General features: G+C 44.2%; 18 protein-coding genes. 12 read left to right on the top strand and 6 right to left on the bottom strand.

The window, feature by feature from the left end; translation table 11 throughout:
- Positions 1–12 precede the first annotated feature (12 nt).
- From bioA to GTK07_RS00640, 6 genes are all read left to right on the top strand, one after another.
- Positions 13–1299, top strand: coding sequence for an adenosylmethionine--8-amino-7-oxononanoate transaminase (gene bioA, locus GTK07_RS00665; RefSeq protein WP_235932399.1), 1287 nt, complete (start codon positions 13–15; stop codon positions 1297–1299).
- Between the two features lie 9 nt (positions 1300–1308).
- Positions 1309–2487: a beta-ketoacyl synthase N-terminal-like domain-containing protein gene (locus GTK07_RS00660; RefSeq protein ID WP_163631813.1), complete on the top strand. Its 1179-nt coding sequence runs from the start codon at positions 1309–1311 to the stop codon at positions 2485–2487.
- Between the two features lie 71 nt (positions 2488–2558).
- Entirely contained in the window at positions 2559–3134 is a 576-nt protein-coding gene (locus GTK07_RS00655; protein WP_163631810.1) for a hypothetical protein, read from the top strand.
- A gap of 5 nt (positions 3135–3139) precedes the next feature.
- Positions 3140–4579, top strand: a complete 1440-nt coding sequence (locus GTK07_RS00650) for a flotillin family protein (protein ID WP_163631807.1) — start codon at positions 3140–3142, stop codon at positions 4577–4579.
- A 77-nt stretch (positions 4580–4656) separates the two neighbouring features.
- Entirely contained in the window at positions 4657–5754 is a 1098-nt protein-coding gene (gene bioB, locus GTK07_RS00645) for a biotin synthase BioB (RefSeq protein ID WP_163631804.1), read from the top strand.
- 59 nt (positions 5755–5813) lie between these two features.
- Entirely contained in the window at positions 5814–6680 is an 867-nt protein-coding gene (locus tag GTK07_RS00640) for a cupin-like domain-containing protein (RefSeq protein ID WP_163631802.1), read from the top strand.
- Positions 6681–6686: 6 nt separating this feature from the next.
- Here the strand turns inward: GTK07_RS00640 and GTK07_RS00635 are convergent, their stop codons facing one another.
- The 4 genes from GTK07_RS00635 to GTK07_RS00620 form a co-directional block, all read right to left on the bottom strand.
- Complete coding sequence (locus tag GTK07_RS00635; protein WP_163631799.1) at positions 6687–7172, bottom strand: regulatory protein RecX; 486 nt, start codon at positions 7170–7172, stop codon at positions 6687–6689.
- A gap of 6 nt (positions 7173–7178) precedes the next feature.
- Positions 7179–9614, bottom strand: a complete 2436-nt coding sequence (locus GTK07_RS00630; RefSeq protein WP_235932398.1) for an alpha-L-rhamnosidase-related protein — start codon at positions 9612–9614, stop codon at positions 7179–7181.
- 30 nt (positions 9615–9644) lie between these two features.
- Positions 9645–11198 carry an Rne/Rng family ribonuclease gene (locus GTK07_RS00625; protein ID WP_163631796.1) on the bottom strand — a complete coding sequence of 518 codons (1554 nt, stop codon included), beginning with the start codon at positions 11196–11198 and terminating at the stop codon, positions 9645–9647.
- A 270-nt stretch (positions 11199–11468) separates the two neighbouring features.
- Complete coding sequence (locus GTK07_RS00620; protein ID WP_119647760.1) at positions 11469–11759, bottom strand: HU family DNA-binding protein; 291 nt, start codon at positions 11757–11759, stop codon at positions 11469–11471.
- Positions 11760–11885: 126 nt separating this feature from the next.
- Between GTK07_RS00620 and mutY the strand changes: the two genes are divergently transcribed.
- From mutY to gldD, 4 genes are read left to right on the top strand one after another with little or no spacing between them, the layout of a single operon-like run.
- Positions 11886–12923: an A/G-specific adenine glycosylase gene (mutY, locus tag GTK07_RS00615; protein ID WP_163631793.1), complete on the top strand. Its 1038-nt coding sequence runs from the start codon at positions 11886–11888 to the stop codon at positions 12921–12923.
- Between the two features lie 23 nt (positions 12924–12946).
- Positions 12947–13402, top strand: coding sequence for a single-stranded DNA-binding protein (locus GTK07_RS00610; protein WP_163631791.1), 456 nt, complete (start codon positions 12947–12949; stop codon positions 13400–13402).
- Between the two features lie 25 nt (positions 13403–13427).
- A complete protein-coding gene (locus tag GTK07_RS00605) occupies positions 13428–14738 on the top strand; it encodes a gliding motility-associated protein GldE (protein ID WP_163631788.1) in 1311 nt (436 codons plus the stop codon).
- Positions 14728–15282: a gliding motility lipoprotein GldD gene (gldD, locus tag GTK07_RS00600; protein ID WP_163631785.1), complete on the top strand. Its 555-nt coding sequence runs from the start codon at positions 14728–14730 to the stop codon at positions 15280–15282. Before GTK07_RS00605 ends, gldD begins: the two co-directional genes overlap by 11 nt.
- On the opposite strand, the gene GTK07_RS00595 is transcribed toward gldD, so the two are convergent.
- Positions 15283–15711: a hypothetical protein gene (locus GTK07_RS00595; protein WP_163631782.1), complete on the bottom strand. Its 429-nt coding sequence runs from the start codon at positions 15709–15711 to the stop codon at positions 15283–15285.
- Between the two features lie 146 nt (positions 15712–15857).
- Here GTK07_RS00595 and GTK07_RS00590 point away from each other — a divergent pair, with 146 nt between their 5' ends.
- On the top strand, positions 15858–16253 hold the full coding sequence (locus GTK07_RS00590; protein ID WP_163631780.1) for a hypothetical protein: 396 nt from the start codon (positions 15858–15860) through the stop codon (positions 16251–16253).
- An 80-nt stretch (positions 16254–16333) separates the two neighbouring features.
- Positions 16334–18430 (top strand): TonB-dependent receptor domain-containing protein, encoded by a 2097-nt coding sequence (locus GTK07_RS00585; RefSeq protein WP_163631777.1) that lies wholly within the window; start codon positions 16334–16336, stop codon positions 18428–18430.
- 64 nt (positions 18431–18494) lie between these two features.
- Here the strand turns inward: GTK07_RS00585 and GTK07_RS00580 are convergent, their stop codons facing one another.
- The gene (locus GTK07_RS00580; RefSeq protein ID WP_163631774.1) at positions 18495–20567 is read right to left on the bottom strand and encodes a M16 family metallopeptidase; all 2073 of its coding nucleotides are present in this window, start codon (positions 20565–20567) and stop codon (positions 18495–18497) included.

The following is a 20567-nucleotide window of genomic DNA, read 5'->3' as shown; positions in this document are numbered from 1 at the left end:
AAATAGAATGTTTTGAGAGATTCCATAGCACTGGAAAAATTATCGGATCGGGACAAAAAACACCTCTGGCACCCCCTGACCCAGCATAAAATCTATCCTGAAATGCTCGCCATTGCAAGAGCGCAAGGGGCTTTGTTGTATGATGAGGAAGGTAAGGAATATGTGGATGGCATTTCCTCGTGGTACACCTGTGTGTATGGCCATTGCAACCCGTATATTTTGGAACCCGTCATGCAACAGATGCAGCGATTGGATCAAGTGGTCTTTAGTGGATTTACCCACGAGCCTGCTGTTCGACTTTCGGAAGAACTCATCAAGATTTTACCACCGAACCAGCAGAAAATGTTCTTTTCGGACAATGGTTCTACAGCGACGGAGGTGGGTATCAAAATGGCTTTACAGTACCATTTCAACAAAGGTCAAAAACGCAATGTGCTTTTGGCTTTTGAAGAAGGATTTCACGGCGACACCTTTGGTGCCATGTCCGTTTCGGGCCTTTCGGTTTACAATGGTCCTTTTGAGGATTTCTTTATTGAAGTGGAACGGATACCTGTACCTACGGCCAAAAATATCGATTCTATTTTGGCCCAATTGACCAAGCGATTGAAAAACAACAACTTGGCCGGATTTATCTACGAACCTTTGGTACAAGGTGCCGCAGCCATGAAAATGCACGATGCCGAAGGTCTTGAAAAAATCCTCGCTTTGCTCAAATCGCATGGAGTGTTGCTTGTTGCCGACGAGGTCATGACCGGATTTGGAAAAACAGGCAAACACTTTGCTTCGGAATATTTGTCTACCCAACCGGATATCATGTGCCTGTCCAAGGCCCTTACGGCCGGTTTGATCCCCATGGGACTCACCACTTGCACGGAAGAAGTGTATATGGCCTTTTATAGTGATGAGGTGGCCAAGGGACTTTTCCACGGGCATACCTACACCGCCAATCCTTTGGCATGCACTGCAGCCTTGGCCGCTTTGGAGCTGTTACAGACCGAAGAGATCCAAAAGAATATCCAGAATATTATCCAGTGGCATACGGCATTCGACAATGAAATTAAATCGCATCCGAAAGTAGCCAATACGCGACAACTTGGGGTCATTTATGCCTTGGATCTGAAAGTGCAAATGGAACGCTACGGCAATCTTCGGAACCGACTTTTCAAACATTTTATGGATAAAGGAGTATTCCTGAGGCCATTGGGCAACACCATATATATTTTGGCGCCGTATGTAACCACCAAGACACAGATGGACAGGATTTATGATGCCATTCGGTTGGCTCTTGAATTGGTTTAAGTATTTGTTATGTTGAAAGAACCCATTTCCATAACGGCCCTATCCTCCATTTCCGCTTTGGGAGAATCCTTGGAAGAGGTTTGGCAATCATATGACCAAAAGGGACATTTCCTCTCCGAGAAGCTTATTGGAGAACAAATGGTTTGGGTTTCACAATTACCGGAATCCATTAAGCTAAAAATTGAGGACTTACGCCAGTCCGATGCCAAGTACAGGCATTTGGATGATTCCGTATTGTTCGCCATTTATGCTGCTAGAAAGGCAGTGGCCAATGCCGGTTGGGAAAAGGGAGCCCAGTTTGGGATCAATATAGGCTCGTCTCGAGGGGCCACCTCCCTTTTTGAAAAATACCATCAGGAGTTTTTGGCCGATGGTAAATCGGCTACGCTTTCCTCTCCTACTACAACCTTGGGAAATATTTCGTCCTGGGTGGCACATGATTTAAAGTCAAAGGGCCCGGAAATTTCCCACTCCATTACCTGTTCCACGGCCTTGCATGCTGTGTTGAACGCTGTCGCTTGGATCCAAAGTGGAATGACTGACAAGTTTTTGGTGGGTGGCAGCGAAGCACCCCTGACCCCTTTCACCATCGCCCAGATGCAGGCCCTAAAAGTGTATTCCAAGATGTCATCTCGAGCGCAGTCGAGAGTTGATTATCCCTGTTTGGCCATGGATTTGGACAAAAACCAGAACACCATGGTTTTGGGAGAAGCCGCGGCACTTGCCTGTTTGGAAAAAGGTCAAAAAACCAATGCCCTGGCAGTAATTGAAGGAATTGGGTATGCCACCGAACCCTTGGAGCATAGTGTGTCCATCAGTACCGATGCCCAATGTTTCCAGGATTCCATGCAAATGGCCTTGGCGAATTTGGATCCATCCGAAGTGGATGCCGTAGTGATGCACGCCCCGGGAACCATCAAAGGAGACGAATCTGAGTTCAATGCCATTCAAAAAGTGTTCTGTAACAAATTGCCATTTTTGACTACCAATAAGTGGAAAGTAGGTCACACCTTCGGAGCTTCAGGCTTGCTCAGTTTGGAAATGGCTGTTTTGATGCTTAACCACAAGAGGCCCATTCCCATTCCGTTCGCAGTTTATGATGCACTTCCAAAAACCATTGAAAAAGTCATGGTGAATGCCGTCGGCTTTGGAGGAAATGCGGTGTCGATCTTACTTTCCAAAAGATAACTTTACGGACTACGGATTATCCGCACAAAGTCTTATCTTAACAATTAGTACCAACTTTAAATTTTGTTGCCATGGAAAATTGGTTTGCAGCACTTACACTTTTTGAGAAGGTTTATTGGATCGTTGCCATTGCAGGTTCTGCCATTTTATTGGTGCTCGTTGCCATGACATTTATTGGCGGTGATGTTGACGATATGGGCGACGTGGATGCCGATATTGAGGCGGATACGGGTATAGATTTTCAGTTTTTGTCCTTCAAGAACCTGATGGGTTTTTTCACCATTTTTGGCTGGTCTGGTATTGCTTGCATTGAAAGTGGTTTGTCCACCGGACTCTCCATTTTTATTTCGGTGGTCTGCGGTTTATTGATGATGTTGGCCATGGCCTCTTTATTTTATTATCTGGCCAAACTACAAAGTAGTGGTACCCTCAACCTAAAGAATGCAGTGAACCAAATTGGCGAAGTATACCTTACGATTGGGGCCAAACGCAGCCGAATCGGAAAAGTGTCCGTGAACGTCCAAGGCACGCTTCAGGAGCTCCAAGCACTAACTGATGAGGACCAAGACTTGGTACAGGGCAATGTGGTAAAGGTGCAGGAAGTGACCGACACCGGAATATTGATCGTTAATCTTTTAAATAAATAATCAGCATGTTAACACTACCATTACAAATGGGCGGAGGAGGGGCCACTTTACTTGTCATTGGCTTCGCCATACTATTTTTCTTTATCATCATCATCTCTTTTATCCGAAGGTATAAACGTTGCCCATCTGACCGGATTTTGGTGGTTTACGGTAAGGTGGGCACTGGGAATTCAGCAAAATGTATTCACGGTGGGGCCGCCTTTATATGGCCCGTTATCCAAGATTATGAGTTTCTGGATCTGACCCCTATTTCCATCGAAGTAGATCTTACCAATGCCTTGAGTAGACAGAACATTCGGGTAAATGTACCCTCGCGATTTACCATAGGTATTTCAACAGAGCCAGGTGTGATGCAAAATGCGGCCGAGCGCTTGTTGGGCCTTGGGTTGAAAGAGGTTCAGGAGCTGGCCAAGGAAATCATTTTTGGTCAGTTGCGTTTGGTGGTCGCTTCCATGGATATTGAGGAAATCAATGCCGATAGGGATAAATTCTTGACCAATATCTCCCAGAGTGTGGAGTCGGAGTTGAAAAAAGTGGGTCTTAAACTCATCAACGTGAACATTACGGATATTGTGGATGAGTCCGGGTATATCGAAGCTTTGGGTAAGGAAGCTGCTGCCCACGCCATCAACGCTGCCAGAAAATCCGTTGCCGAGAAAAACAGGGATGGTGCCATTGGAGAGGCCAATGCAGTTCAGGATGAACGTTCCCAAGTCGCTGCTGCCAACGCAAAGGCGGTAGAAGGGGAAAACTTGGCCAAAATTGATATCGCCAATTCGGATTCCTTGCGTCGTCAAAGAGAAGCCGAAGCGGAAAGAACGGCGATTGCCTCCGAAAAAGTACAGGCAGCGAAGGCTTTGGAAGAATCCTATTCTGCAGAGCGCGATGCGGAAATCGCCAGAGCGGAACGCGAACGCAGCTCCCAAATGGCGGATATCGTTATACCTGCCCAAATCGACAAACAAAAAGTCGAAATTGAAGCCGAGGCCGAAGCTGAACGTATTCGAAGAAGGGCCAAAGGTGAAGCCGATGCGATACTCTTTAAAGCCCAAGCCGAGGCAAAGGGTATTTTTGAGGTATTGACCAAACAGGCAGAAGGTCTCGATAAAATTGTGAAGGCTGCCGGCAATAGTCCGAAAGACGCCGTACTGTTATTGATTGCCGACAAGCTTCCAGAATTGGTGGAAAAACAAGCAGAAGCCATCAAGAACATTAAGATTGACAAAGTCACTGTTTGGGATTCCGGCAACAAAACGGCGGATGGCAAGAACTCGACGGCCAATTTTATCTCGGGCATGTACAAATCCGTACCACCCCTCCAAGAGATGTTCAACATGGCCGGTATGGACCTCCCGGAATACTTGAAGGGAAAGGATGTGAAGGCAAAAGAAGGAAATGATGATGCCCAACCCTCCAAAGAAACAGGGTCTGGAGAAGAGGAATAATCTCATTTTAATTCACAGTAATAAGAAAACCGGAGCCCATGCTTCGGTTTTTTGGTGTTAAAGACTATTTTTGGGGTATGAATCAGACACGACACGATTGGACCAAGGAAGAAATCCTGGCCATTTACAATAAGCCTTTGATGGAGTTGCTTTATGAGGCAGCTACCGTTCACAGACAGTTCCACGACCCGAATACCGTGCAGGTTTCCACTTTGCTTTCCATCAAAACAGGTGGCTGCCCCGAGGATTGTGGGTATTGTCCGCAGGCAGCCCGTTACCATACGGATATTGAGGGCAACGATTTGATGTCCGTGCAACAGGTAAAGGCGCAGGCCCTTCGTGCCAAGGCATCTGGAAGTTCCAGGGTGTGTATGGGAGCGGCATGGCGAAACGTAAAGGACGGACCCGAGTTCGACCAAGTGTTGGAAATGGTGCGGACCATCAACAAGTTGGACATGGAGGTGTGCTGTACCTTGGGCATGGTGACCGAAAACCAAGCCAAACGATTGGCAGAGGCCGGATTGTACGCCTACAACCATAATTTGGATACTTCGGAGGAATATTACAAGGAGGTAATTTCTACCAGAGGGTATGAAGACCGTTTGCAGACCATTGAAAATGTTCGAAAAACCAATGTTACGGTATGTAGTGGTGGCATAATCGGAATGGGAGAGAATGTGGAAGATCGTGCCGGTATGTTGGTCGCTCTTTCCACCTTGAACCCACAACCGGAATCGGTACCGATCAATGCTTTGGTGGCCGTTGAAGGCACTCCCATGGAAGACCAAAAACCCGTTGAAATTTGGGAGATGATCCGTATGGTGGCCACCACAAGAATCGTGATGCCACAGACCCAAGTGCGACTTTCTGCAGGAAGGACCGAAATGACAAGGGAAGGACAGGCCATGTGCTTTTTCGCCGGCGCCAATTCCATTTTCGCCGGGGATAAACTGTTGACCACCCCAAACCCGGATGTCAATGAGGATATGGAAATGTTCAAGCAATTGGGATTGAACCCACAAAAAGCTTTCGTGAAGGCACCACAACCACAGACTGTGGAGGCGGCCGATTCCGAATACGCACCATTGGGTGAAAAACCAAAATGGTCACGACCCGGTCACGTCATCGAAAGGAACGAAGCGGCAAAGGGGAAAGGTGTCGTTTCCAAAAGTTGAGGTGGATCAACAAATTCAAAACCTTTTACTAATTTAGCGGTTTCAAATTCCTTGAAATCTTGAAGCTGAACCTTGAACAGATACCGAGGGAAAAGACCCTGACGAAAAGGGAATTTATCCAAAACTATTTCAAGCCGCAAAAGCCTGTCGTAATCGAAAGGTTTATTGAGGATTGGCCTGCTTATTCCAAATGGAACTTGGAGTATATGAAGGATGTGGCAGGGGATAAGATCGTGCCACTGTATGACGATCGTCCGGTAAAGCACGATGAAGGTTTCAACGAACCGCACGCCAAAATGCAGATGTCGGATTATGTAGATCTGTTAAAAAGCGGACCAACACGTTACCGTATATTTCTGTGGAATATCCTTAAGGAAGTACCGGAACTACAACAGGATTTTACCTATCCCGATTTTGGATTGAAGTTGATGAAGGGCCTGCCCATGTTGTTCTTTGGTGGCGAGGATTCCTATACCTTTATGCACTACGATATTGATTTGGCCAATATTTTCCATTTTCATTTTGAAGGCAAAAAACAGTGTATCCTGTTCTCACAATCCGAGACCAAATACCTGTACAAAGTGCCTCATTCGTTGATCACCAGGGAAGATATTGATTTTGACAGGCCCGATTTGGAAAAATGGCCGGCACTTAAACATGCCAAAGGACATATTGCCGATTTGGAACACGGCAACGTGCTTTATATCCCGGAAGGTTATTGGCACTACATGAAATACGTGACCCCAGGTTTTTCCATGAGCCTGCGATCCATCGCCAAAAAACCGCAAAACTTGAGCAGGGCAGTTTATAACATTTTTGTGATGCGCCATTTCGACAATCTCATGCGCAAATGGAAGGGCCAGCAATGGATCGATTGGAAAAATGAGCAAGCGGTTTTGCGCACACAAAAACTGGTGCAGGTATAACGTTTATTAGCTGATCAGCTCATTGACCTTGTCATAGACCAAATGGCTTTCCCAACCTCTGTACAATAGGTAATCGGCCAATTTTTTCTTGCGTTTTTGGGGATTACTTTCCTTGATGGCGTCCAAACGCTTTTGGGCCAATTCGTCCAAGGTTGTCAAATAGGCATCGTTGGTGATTTCCTTAAGGGCACTTTTAATGTTGAATGCGGAAATATCCCTTAACTGAAGTTCCCGTACAATTCGATTCTTTCCCCATTTTTTGATGTTGAATTTGCCCCGGGCAAAACTTTTGGCAAACCGTTCCTCGTTCAGGTAATTTTCTTGGATGAGGTGGCCCACGATTTGGTCAATGGCCTCGGGAATCATCCGCATCTCCCGCAATTTATCGATTACCTCTTTGTGGCAACGTTCTTGGTAGGCACAATAACGCTCCAATTTTTTGGTGGCTTCCTGCACCGAGTACGACTTGCCAAAAGAGAATTGGTTTTGCATTGGGGCTCAACGTTTGGTGATCACCATTGTTTTTTCATTGGATAGCATAAAGATTGTATTCCCCTGTGCTGCGCTTGTTTCTGGATTTCCCTGGGTTGCGGAATAATCATCTTCTGGCAGGATGAGTTTTAAATGCCATTCGGGGTTGGTCTGTTGCACCTTTATTTGAAAGACATCATCATGGTTCTCGTACCAAACCGAAACCTCATTAGTGCCAATTTTTACCTGTTCCAAGGATGCATTGTCCCAATCCTTGGGCATTTGTGGCCGTATTTCCACCATTTTGTCATATGCTTTGGGGTTGATGCCAAAAAACTGGTTCACAATGGGGATGGCAAAGGCATATATATTCCAGGCCTGGGTCATCATCCCGTAATCCGGAGATACTTCATACATGCTTCCCGGGAGGGCATAGCTAAAGGAACGTGTCATCCGTTTCAGGTAGTCCAAAGCCTCGTCGGGCCGTCCATAATTATTTTCTGCAACGGCTTGTACGCCAGTGGGCAGGGTCATCACAGCCCCGGTATAGGAAAATACCTTGCTGCCTTTGAAGGAACCTTCGTCCTTACCGGCAGACTCATCCCTATCGATTCCGGTAACGAACATCCCAAAGGGGTTGGTGAATTTTTTGGCATTGTCCAAAGCTACAATGGCTTTGGTGGAATCGGCGATTCCCATTTCCATGGGCGTGTTCACCACCCAATTATGATAGAGCACGAACGGTCTCGGTTCTGACGAAGGATTTTGCCTAAGTTGTCTTTCGGTCGCCTTCAACTCTTCTACTGCCCAAGGTTTGTTGAGCGTATCAGCGCGGACCAGGGCATCTTTGATCAAGTGGAGCGCCTGTTCGTCCGTACCGATAAAATCGGCATAGGAACCAAAATCCGCTGACCAGAATTCGGTATTGATCCTTTGTTTGAGCTCACCGGCCAACGCCTCATATTTGTTCACCAAATCCGGTTTTTCCAATGCATGGGCCATTTTCGAAGCGTCTTCAAAAGCTTTTTGGGTATAGGAGGCCACATCGATCATTTCGCTGTTGAGACCGTGTATCTCCATCATCCCAAAACCGTCTGGGAAAAGATTCCGGTTCGTATCATTTTCGTCCATCAACCACTGGAGTCCCAATTCTGCCGTTGGAAAGTATTTTTTCAAGAATTCCTTGTTTCCGGTCCAGGCATAAATGTTCCATATCAAAGAGACGAATTGGGGCGTCTCATTGATATTGCCTTCGTTGAAAACTGCTCCGTTGGTCGACATTTCATGAAGAATGCGTCCATTGCCGTTGATGGCCATGGACACACTGTCCAAAAGGCGAATGGTTTCCATAACGATGTCTTCCCTGCCAATGGCCATGTATCCCTTTAGGGCATACTCACTGTCTACCCCAAACCACCAAGGATAATCCGGAATGCCGGCACCAATTCCGGTTCCGATTTCGGGAACGGTCCGTACCAACCAATCGCTGTTGTATTTGAGCCATTCAAAGGTTTGCTCCAATTTTTTATCTGGAATGGTCAATTTGGTCTGGTTGGCCAATTCGGTATACCGTTGTTTCTTTTCTTGGGCAAGGGTGTAATGGTTGTTTTGAATGGAGGTGTAATTTTTCTCCGCATCTTCCAAGGAAGTATAAGATCCGGAAATGGTGAAATTCAATATGAAATCGGATACTGCTGGAATTTCAATGTTGTAGATTAAGGAATTTGAAATCCCATTGGCTTCATTCGGATTTTCATGGGTCAATGTTAGGTCAGGAGTTTGCTCGGACCCAAATATATTGTACCATGGGTTGGAGGCATCCTTGACCACCCATTTCTTTCCATCAAAATTGGCCTCGTCCTTGCCATCGTCCATTTTTGTGCGTTCACCGAGCCATGTTGGCCTTAGATCGGTATGACCTATAAATTGGAATTTCCCTGTTTTGGTTTCTTTGGAGTTGTTGTGAATTACATATTGAACAAAAACGCCTTGCTTTCCATCGGGGATGAACTGTACACGTTCTACCGAAATATTTTCTTCCTCAAATATAAACTGGTGTTTGTTCGCAAAAGGGTAGTTGGTAAATTCCGTGGCCTTGTTGAGGGGCATTACCTTACCCGCCATGATCAATTCGGCGTCAAAACCGTCCATCAGTTTTATGGGATGGTCCCAGATTCCTCCCATTTCGCCTTTGATGTGCCAACCCAAAGGAGGGAAACTGCCATCTTGGTGGCCCACCATGTACACTCGGTCCCCGGCCGTCACAAACGGCGATTCCAGGTATGAAGAAGTACCCTTGATATCGGGTGCGTCCACCAACAATGTAGATAGCGGTTCTACCTTTTTTTTGGAGCAGGCGGTAATCAGGATAAGGGCAATCAGGGTGAAAGAGGGTCTCAAAATAATGGTTTCATTTAGGAATTTATCAAAAGTAGCATTTTGTACCGAAACCGTTTTAAACAAAAAAAGCGGTTCAATTTGAACCGCTTTTAATTAAGGTATATTGATTTCTTTACCGTCTTTGTCTTTAAAACGGTATTCCAGATACTGATACGCGTCCCTTGGCTGGATCTTGACCCATTTTTTATAGGTCTTGAACCACTTGGAACGAATGGAGGGAAATCCTTTGGTAAGATATGCCGCAATGAACGGGTGTATATTCAATACAATGCCGTCTGGCTTTTTCTCACCTTTGATGATCCTCTCAAGATCTGACTGGATTTTATCGATCAAGACAATGGGCGCTTCCACTTCGGCACCCGCTACGTTCGGATTTTCCTCACTGGTCTTGATGTTCATTTCCGGGCGTACCCTTTGTCTGGTAATCTGTACCAGACCAAATTTACTGGGAGGCAAAATCTTGTGTTTTGCCCTGTCGTCCTTCATTTCTTCCCTAAGATGATCGAACAGTTTTCTCCTGTGGTCACCTTTGGTCATATCGATAAAATCAATTACGATGATTCCGCCCATATCGCGTAAACGCAACTGCCGTGCAATTTCTGAAGCGGCGAGCAGGTTTACTTCCAAGGCGGTATCTTCTTGGTTCTTTGCCTTGTTGGAGCGGTTGCCACTGTTCACGTCGATTACGTGGAGGGCTTCGGTATGCTCAATGACAAGGTATGCCCCTCGGCTCATGGATGCTGTGCGTCCGAATGAGGTTTTGATTTGACGTTCGATCCCGAACTTTTCAAAAATGGGGGCCGGACCGGTGTATTGCTTTACAATGGATTCTTTTTCGGGTGCAATTTCATGCACATAGTCCTTGATCTGATTGTAAAGTGTTTCGTCGTCAACATATATTCCGGTAAAGGAATCGTTGAAGACATCCCTAAGGATGGAGGAGGCCCTGTTAAGTTCCACCAAAACTTTTGCTGGATGGGGCGCTCGCTGCAATTTCTTGCACATTGCTATCCATTTGGATAACAGGTTCTGAAGATCTTTGTCCAGTTCTGCAACCTTTTTGCCTTCTGCAACGGTACGGATTATGACACCAAATCCTTTGGGCTTGATACTCTTCACGAGTCGGATCAAGCGGTCCTTTTCTTCTTTGCTCGCTATTTTTTGTGATACCGAGACTCTATCTGAAAATGGGACCATCACCAAGTAACGACCGGCAATGGATAGCTCTGAGCTAATCCTGGGTCCCTTGGTGGATATGGGTTCTTTTACAATTTGTACCAATAATGACTGATTGGCCTTTATAGCATCGGTGATGCTGCCATTCTTGTCAATGTCTTTTTCAAATGGAAAATCTTTGAGGGTATAGTCCTTTAACTTCCCTGTCCTGACTTTTTTGATGAATTTCAACATGGAGGACAACTGCGGACCAAGGTCATGATAGTGCAGGAACGCATCTTTTTCATAACCTACATTGACGAATGCCGCATTTAGACCTGTAACGGGTTTTCTTATCTTGGCTAGGAAGATATCCCCTACGGAAAAGTTGTTGTTATCCTCTTCTTTGTGGAATTCTATTAGTTTTCCATCTTTTAGTAAGGCAAAATCGACTGCTTCGGGAGTAGATCTAACAATTAATTCTCTATTCACCTGAATCGATTTTTATTCGTCCTCATTAAAATAATGGGACAAATGATTAAACAATGTATGGTGTCGGCCATTTTTCGGACCGACCGAAATTCGTTTTTTGAATCTCTATGTCAAAGAACGTGGACTTAAAAATGAAAAAGTAGTTGCAACAACTACTTTTTCTTGTGTCGGTTAGCTCTTCTACGCTTTTTACGCTTGTGGGTAGCTACCTTATGTCTTTTTCTTTTCTTTCCACTCGGCATATGGCTCTTTTCCTTTAGTGTTATAAATTTATTTTACTTCTACGTTGCTTTTTACACCTTCCACAAATACTTTGGCTGGCTTGAATGCAGGGATATTGTGTGCTGGAATTTTGATGGTGGTGTTCTTGGAAATGTTTCTTCCTGTTTTTTCAGCTCTGGTCTTAATAATAAAACTTCCAAATCCTCTTAGGTAAACATTATCTCCGTTTTCCAAGGATGCTTTTACTTCATCCATAAAAGATTCCACTGTAGCTTGCACGTCTCCTTTTTCAATTCCTAGTTTCTCTGAGATTCTAGTTACAATATCTGCTTTCGTCATTTCTCTTGATTATTTTTTTCTTGTTTTTTTCGGCTTGCAAATATAAACATTAAAATTAATCTTTCGTTTAAACCCTTTAATTTTAAGTATATAAACTGATACATTTGGCGCATAGTATTTTTTTGCATGTCTTTTTCCCATAAAATTCTGGATTGGTACAGCGCCCATAAAAGGAAACTTCCTTGGCGTGAGACCCGTGATCCCTATAAGATTTGGTTGTCCGAAATCATACTTCAACAGACCCGTGTGGCCCAGGGAATGCCTTATTATCATAGGTTTTTGGAGGCTTTCCCCACTGTTCATGAACTTGCCCATGCATCAGAGGAAAATGTCTTGAAGCTTTGGCAGGGCCTCGGATATTATTCCCGGGCACGCAACTTACATGCTACCGCACAAATAGTGGTAGAGCAATTTAAGGGCGAATTTCCTACTACCTATGAAGGGTTAAAATTCTTAAAAGGAGTGGGCGATTATACCGCCAGTGCCATCGCTTCCTTCTGTTTTGATGTCCCCGAACCGGTAGTTGACGGTAATGTGTATCGAGTTTTGGCCAGATATTTTGGGGTTGATATTCCTATAAACAGTCCTGCGGGGATCAAATATTTTAAAGAATTGGCAAAAGAGGTCATGGATACCGAAAATATTCGGGACTACAACCAGGGCATCATGGAATTCGGGGCCATTCAATGTGCACCCAAAAAACCAAATTGCTTGCTTTGCCCATTGAACGATGGGTGCGTGGCTCTTAAAGATAATAAGGTAGATAGTCTTCCGGTAAAGACGAACAAGACCAAAGTTCGCATCCGCCACTTTAATTATTTGGTTTATTTGGACGAGCGGAACCAAACGATTATGGAAAAGCGGAAAGGCAAGGACATCTGGCAAAACCTGTATCAATTTCCATTATTGGAGTCAGAAAAGGAAATTCAGGCGGAAGCATTTCAGCAACATTTTAAAAGTGAAATGGTTTTGGAACCATTCGAATCCTATTATCTTTTCAACACCGAACCCATTGTGCACAAACTTTCCCACCAACATTTACATACCAAATTTTGGATACTCAAAACTTTCCATAACTTGGAGAACGGTACTCCGTGGGATGTGGTAACCAAATTCCCGGTTCCTGTTTTGATAGCCGATTTCATCAGGACATTGAAAATTTAGTACTTTTGATTAATTAGAAAACTATGAGCGGAACATTGAATAAAGTAATGCTGATCGGGCATTTGGGAGATGAAGTGAAGATCCACTATTTTGAAGGAGGTAACTGCATTGCCAGATTTCCATTGGCCACCAATGAAACCTACACCAATAGGCAAACCGGTGAGAAGGTGACCAATACGGAATGGCACAATATAGTGGTAAGGAACAAGGCCGCCGAAATTTGTGAAAAATACTTGAGCAAAGGGGATAAGGTTTATGTAGAAGGCAGGTTGAAGAACAGGCAATGGCAGGGTGAAGATGGCAACATGAGGTACACCACCGAGGTGCATGTACAGGACTTCACATTTTTGACCACCAAGAATGAGAGTCTGCAAAATACTCAAATGCAAGGCACTGCTCCACAGAATGAACCATCTAGACCCAGCGCCCCGGAAGTTCCCATAGACGACACCGAAGAGGATGATGACCTACCATTCTAAAAATAAAGTTTAAAGCAATACAAATTTGGATCCCGAACCCCATTGTTTGGTAATTTTATTTACAGTGTTTAGTGGAATCTTCACTATAAAAATTCTTGTGCTTTTGTTTCTGTTGGCCGGGTCTGCACTGATTTCCGCTGCCGAAGTGGCCATGTTCGGACTGTCACAGACCGACATCAACGAACTGGAAGAAAATGATTCCTCACGTGGAAAGTTGATTGTACAATTATTGGAAAAACCCAAAAAGCTGTTAGCCACCATTTTGATCACCAACAATGCCATTAACATTGGCATTGTTCTGTTGTTCAGTTCCCTTGGTGACACTCTTTTTGAAGGGATAGGTGGTACCCTACGGTTTTTTTTGGAAGTGGTGATGGCTACCTTTTTGATCTTGATGTTCGGGGAAATCCTTCCTAAAATTTACGCAAACCGAAACCGGGTGCAGTTTTCGCAATTTATGGCCGTGCCCTTAAAAGGGTTGAATTTTCTTTTCACCCCGTTGAGTATGCCCATGCGGTCGGCCACCTTGTTTTTGGAGGATAAGCTTGGCAAACAAAAATCGAACCTGAGTGTGAACCACCTATCCCAGGCATTGGAGCTTGCTTCCGAAGGCGACACCACAAAAGAGGAACAGAAGATTTTGGAAGGCATCGTGACCTTTGGCAATACGGATACCAAACAAGTGATGCAACCCCGCATCGATATTTTTGCCCTGAACGAAAAAATGAAGTTCCCCGAAGTGCTATTGGAGATCAAAAAGCATGGATATTCTAGGATTCCCGTGTTCTCCGAACACATGGACAATGTTTTGGGGGTGCTATATGTGAAGGATCTTTTACCTTATATAGATAGAAAAAGTTTCAATTGGATGTCGCTTATACGCGAACCCTACTTTGTCCCCGAAAATAAAAAGTTGGACGATCTGTTGTTGGAATTTCAGTCGAAGAAAAACCATTTGGCCGTAGTGGTGGATGAGTATGGCGGAACTTCTGGAATTGTTACGTTGGAAGACGTGATCGAGGAAATTGTGGGCGATATCAGTGACGAGTTCGATGATGAGGATTTGGTTTTCTCCAAACTGGATGATTATAACTATGTATTCGATGGCAAAACGACACTAAAGGATTTTTATCGGGTCGTAAAAATTGAGGAAGAAGAGGAGTTCGAGGACCAAAAAGGGGAATCGGAGACCATTGCCGGATTTGTACTCGAAATTTCAGGAAGCTTTCCAAAGGTGGGCGAAAAAATAGAGTTCAACGATTACCAATTCGTGGTGGAGAGCATGGATAAAAAAAGATTGAAACGCATAAAAGTAACCTTGCCCCATGAAGCATAGCCCGTTTGTATTTTTTGTTTTTGCCTTACTTTTTTTAGGCTGTAAGGATGACGTTTTGCCAAGGCCCAAGGCCATGTTGCGTTTGGAGTATCCTGCCGCAACCTACTCTCGGACCAATATGGATTGCCCATATATTTTTGATCAGAATACCCTTTCGGACATCAAGGAGAACAAGGATTGTTCCCTTGTTTTGGATTATCCACAAATGAAAGGATCTATCTATTTGACCTATAAACCTGTCCATGGGAATTTAGACACATTGTTGATTGATGCCCAGAAATTATCGTACGAACATGTGGTAAAAGCGGACAATATTATAGAACAGCCCTTTATCAACCAAGACCACGGTGTCTATGGCATGTTCTACGAGGTCAGCGGTAATGCGGCATCACAATCACAGTTTTATGTAACGGATAGTATTCAACATTTTGTGACCGGGTCCCTTTATTTTTATGCCAAGCCCAATTACGACTCTATCCTGCCAGCTGCCATGTATTTGCAGAATGACATCCGCAGGATCATGGAAAGTATTCGATGGAAATAATTACTCCTCTTTGGTTAAAAGCGCTTCGGCTTTTGCAATACTGCCGTTGATCTTTTCCTTTACAATTTGAACCTTTTCTTCTTCTTCATCCAGCCATTTTTGTTTTTGCTCTGTGAGTTCCTTGCCGTTCAAAATTTCATCGGAGTTGAACCTGTCACCAAACTCTTTCATCCAGTCCATCATGGTTGTATGCGCATCTTGAAGGTCTTTTATGGCCGATTCATATTGTTGGCCCACTTCGGTAGTATCAACTTTGCTTTTGAGTTCCCCTACCAATTTTCCAATTTTCCCCATTTCTGGCATCACTTCATCATGGACGGCCATTACGCGCTCCATTTGGGTAGGTCCCTCGGAAGCCTTTTTTTCCTCTTTACAGGAAATGATACTTAGGGATAAAGCAAGAACGGATAAGGATAGTATTTTTTTCATATGCCTGATTTAAACCTCAAATTTAATTATCAAATCCTTTATGGAAGGATAATACTTAATTAAAAAGAATTAAAAGGTGATTATGGTTACTTAAATAAATATCCTAGGGTTTTACTTTTGCATTTGTTATTGAGTAAAGTACATAATTGTCCCAAATAGCAGCACATAACAAAGTTCGGCACTCCATATTGGTGGTGCTTTTTGTCTCTTTCATTTTGATTAGCAACCTTCGCTTTTCCAGTATGTATGTGTATTACAGCATTGATCGGGAAGGGTTCATCGAGCGGCTTTGCGAGAACAAGGACAAACCCGAATTAAAGTGCGATGGTAAGTGTATGCTGGCCCAAATGCTCCGGGCCCAAAGTGATGAGGACGAACAACCCATGCCCATCATTGGTTGGGAACAGGTACTTATATTTCTGGTGAAGTTGCCGGATTTTAAACTTCAAGATATCCCGGATACCGATAATGTGTACCATTATTATAGCAACAATTATTCCTATAGGTTCAGCGATGTCCTGAACAAGCCCCCCATTGTTTAAGATGCTGCAGCGTAAGTCGGCAAACCTGGTTTGCTGCATTGTATAATCTTAAATTTTATTTCAAAATGAATATCAGTTCAATGACAAAACTTTGTGTTTTGTCTTTTGGGACCGCTGTGTCCTATGCGCAAGTGTCTACAGCGCAGGATTCCATTGTAAGGCCACCCGTTCAATTGGATGAGGTCTTGGTGGAAGGAAAAAGTAAGACCGATCCCGTATTTTCCATGTTCAAGAGCGAACCGGAAAAAAAGGTGGTTCAATCCAAAAATGTGGCAGACCTTTTTAGGGACATCAATGGCTTTGCCTTGATCAAGAGGGGCAACTATGCCATAGACCCGTCGTTTAGGGCATCACAATACGAACAGCTCAATGTGCAGTTCAATGGGGGCACCAAGGTCATGCATGCATGCCCCAACCGAATGGATCCCATCACCACTCATGTAATCCCGGAGGAGATAGAGCGTGTGGAAGTCGTCAAAGGTCCCTATACATTCAGGTATGGACCCATCTTTGGTGGTATTGTGAATTTGGTGACCCAAGAAGTGGAAAGGCAGGAAAAAGGCTATCATGGCAAGGTAAATTTTGGCGGGGAAAACAACGGGAATGCCATCACCACCTTTGCCAATGTAAAGTATGTACAGGAAGATTTGGATGTCAATTTCAATGCGGGCTATCGTGATTTTGGAAATTATGAAGATGGGAATGGCAATGAAGTGCCTTCCTCTTTCAAGAGTACCGATTATGGAGTGCAATTGGGGTATAATCCCAATGAAAATCAGCGTATTCAAGTGGGATTCAGGCAATCCTTCGGAAGGGATGTGTTACATGCCGGACTTCCCATGGACACCAAAGAGGACAATAGCAATGTCCTTTCGTTGGATTACAAATTGGATGGTCTGTCTGGGGACATAAGGGCCCTGAGCGCCAAATTGTACCGATCCAAAGTGGATCATATCATGTCAAACGAGCTTCGACCAAGTTATAATAGTACCGAAGCAGTATCCGAGGTGGATGCCACCACATTGGGTGGTAGGATGGAATTGGAATGGAGGCCTGTTCAAGATCTTAAATTGTACACTGGGATTGATGCACTTTCAGTGGGAAGGACAGGGAACAGGACCCGTTTGGTAAAACGCAACATGAACGGGGACCTATTGCCCATGCCCATGGAGTTTGTAGATGAGGTTTGGCAAGATGCCCAGATTGATGATTATGGTGCTTTTGTGGAGGGTAAATATCCTATTTCAGAAAAATTCTTGATAAACATTGGCGTTCGATACGATCTGGTTCGTTCCAAAGCTGATGCCCCAGCGGAAGATTTTGTGGCATTATACCCTGATTTGGAGGCGAGGACCGAAAACAATATCAGTGCAACGGCATCCTTCAAATATATGGTGGATTCAAACCTTTTGTTTGAATTGGCCTTTGGCAGGGGTGTGCGTTCGGCCAATATGATCGAACGATACATCAACCATTTTACGGTGGGCCAAGATGCGTACGAATATGTGGGCAATCCGTATTTGGATGCAGAAGTGAATAACCAGTTTGAATTGGGCATGAAGGCAAACAGCCATTTTAAGGGCTATGTTTTCAATGGATTGGATTATGGGGCCTCGGTATATTATTCCATTTATGAGAATTACATTGTGGCAGTCATTGATCCTAGCCTGGACAAGAAATATATGCCCATGGTTCAGCCTACGGAGGTGAAAAGGTTTGCCAATTTGGACCAAGCCTATAAAACAGGTTTTGAGGTTTTTGCGCAATTGGATTTTCTTAAAGATTTCTCGTTTAAAACGGAATTGTCCTATGTATATGCCAAAAACAAGGATCTGGATGAATCGTTGCCTTTGACCCCACCTTTGGTATCACGTTTTAACCTGCGTTTTGAAAAGGAAAAAATGTGGGCAAGGGCCACTTATACTCTTACCTCCAAACAATCCGATATCGCTTCTTCCTTTGGGGAAACGGAGACCGATGGTTATGGGATTGTGGATCTGAGTTTTGGAGCCAAACCTTTCAAGCATTTTACTGTTGGTGTTGCCGCATCCAATGTTTTTGATGTGGCCTATCACAACCACCTGAATTTTTCGTTCGTGAACCAAGCCGATTATGGAAGGGTGCCGATCAATGATCCAGGTCGGAACCTTACAGCTTTTGTACAATACAGTTTTTAAGGTTGATTCATGTTGCAACAAAAAAGGCGCCCATTGGGCGCCTTTTCAATAAATTTTCAGATGATTATTTAAAATCTGCGGCATCTACCCCTTCATTGACTTTGATCTCCTTTACCATGAATTCAAAGTTTTGAGGACCCATGCTCTGGGTAATCTTGAATGGGAACAAAATCCCGGAAACTTCTTGATAGTCACCATACCCTAAAGTGCTACTCATTTGCTGACCTTGTACTTCCTGGCTATTGATCTCTTGCACTTTCAGACCTGTTTCCACATCGTAATAGGCTGTTTTGCCATCACTGATCTTGAGTTTATATGCCTTGGAATCCCCTACAGTCTCAATGCCTTCCAAAGAAACATTTCCGGCAGCCAAATAATTCAGCTCGGGGAAAGCGGAAGACTCCTCCTTGATTTTTTCAATCTCTTCTGGGGATAGGTCTTTGCGCTGGCCCTGTACCACCATATATCCGGAGTCTCCGTCCAATACTTGCTTGGACATGGAGTTGCCCATCACTTTCACATCTTGCATAAACTGGTCTTTGGTGGTTTTCTTCATCTCAAGTTCCAGTTTCATGCCTTGCATTTCAGCTTCAGCAACCATGGAATAGGATTGTACCCCATCCAATTTGGATTTTCCGCCGATGGCCTCGATATACTTTTCCAAAATGGCATTGGTATCTATTCCTTCGGGAACTTCTGCACTGTAATTGGGCTTTTCGGTCTTGTTGGCGTATTTGTCGTAGAAAAGTATAGGAACAGTTTTTCCATTAAAGGAAACTTTTTCCAAGTTTTCCAAAACATCACTTCCCTTACCTGTGACCACTACCCTGGCATTGGTGGTAGAGAAATATTTTTTGGCCGCTTTTTGCACGTCTTCGGCAGTAACGGATTGAAGACGCTCCAAATAGGTTTTGTAAAAATCCTTGGACAATCCCTCTGTTTCAATGTTCAAGGCATAATTGGCCACCGTTTCAGGACTTTCCAATGCCATTACAAAGCTACCTGCATATTTGGCCTTGGCATTCGCCAATTCCTCTGCACTTACAGGCTCGGTTGTCATCCTATTGATTTCTTCTAGGATCTGCACCACGGAACTATCGGTCACAGCGTTTCGTACTTGTGCATAGGCACTAAAGCGCATGGGACTGTACTTGTTATCCCGGATTCCGGAATAAGATCCATATGTGTAGCCTTTGTCTTCACGCAAGTTTTTGAACAAACGGGCCTGAGATCCTCCACCCAAAATGCGGTTGGCCAAAAGGGCATCCAAATAATCGGGATCCTTCATTTTTAGGTTGGTAATGTTCTCAACAGCCACTTCGGACTGAACGGCATTGGGAACATCCACAAAGTTGATTTGGTTGTATTGTACATCCGTTGGTTCTGTATAAGAAAAGGAAGGGGGTGCTGCCTTGGACCATGGAGTAAAATATTTGGTCACCAACTCTTTCACGTTGTCAAATTCCACATCCCCGATGACTACCAAATAAGCATTGGCGGGCACAAAATAGGAGCGGTAGAATTGCTCCACATCGGCAAGCGTTACGTTATTAACGGTCTCCTCGGTAGTGATTTCACCAAAGGGATGGTTTTTGCCATAGGCCAAAGCTACCTGAACGCGGTTTGATATTGCAGAAACGTCTTTTTCCTCTGATTTGATACCGGTAATGATTTTATCTTTTTCCTTTTCGAACTCCTCTTGGGTAAAGTTTGGATTGAGGGCGGCATCTGCCAACAGTTCCAAAATCCTTGGAAAGTATTTGGAGAGGCAGCTTGCAAAGGCACTTTGGTCGCCTACATAGATATTGGCGCCCAAAAAGTCCACTTCCTCGTAAAAGTCATCCTTGGGAATATTTTTGGACCCCTTGCCCAGCATGCTGGATGTTAGATCGGAAACCCCCGCTTTATCACCCTGTAAAATTGGGGGATTGTCTATATTCAATTGAATACGGACACTGGGAAGCTTGTGGTTTTCCACCACCAATACCTTCAGTCCATTATTGAGCTCAAAACGTTGTGGCTCCTTAAGGTTGATCTCTGGAGCGGGCCCTGGCTTGGGTTGTTTGCTCCTGTCAATTTGCGCGTATGTTGCTGTCATCAACAAAGACAGCAAGGTCAATACAAAATACTTTTTCAT

Origin of the sequence: Flagellimonas sediminis (genome assembly GCF_010500845.1) — a bacterium.
In the GTDB taxonomy this organism is placed as follows: Bacteria; Bacteroidota; Bacteroidia; order Flavobacteriales; family Flavobacteriaceae; genus Flagellimonas; species Flagellimonas sediminis.
Note: the sequence above shows the minus strand (reverse complement) of the source record. Positions and strands in the feature narration are given on the sequence as shown.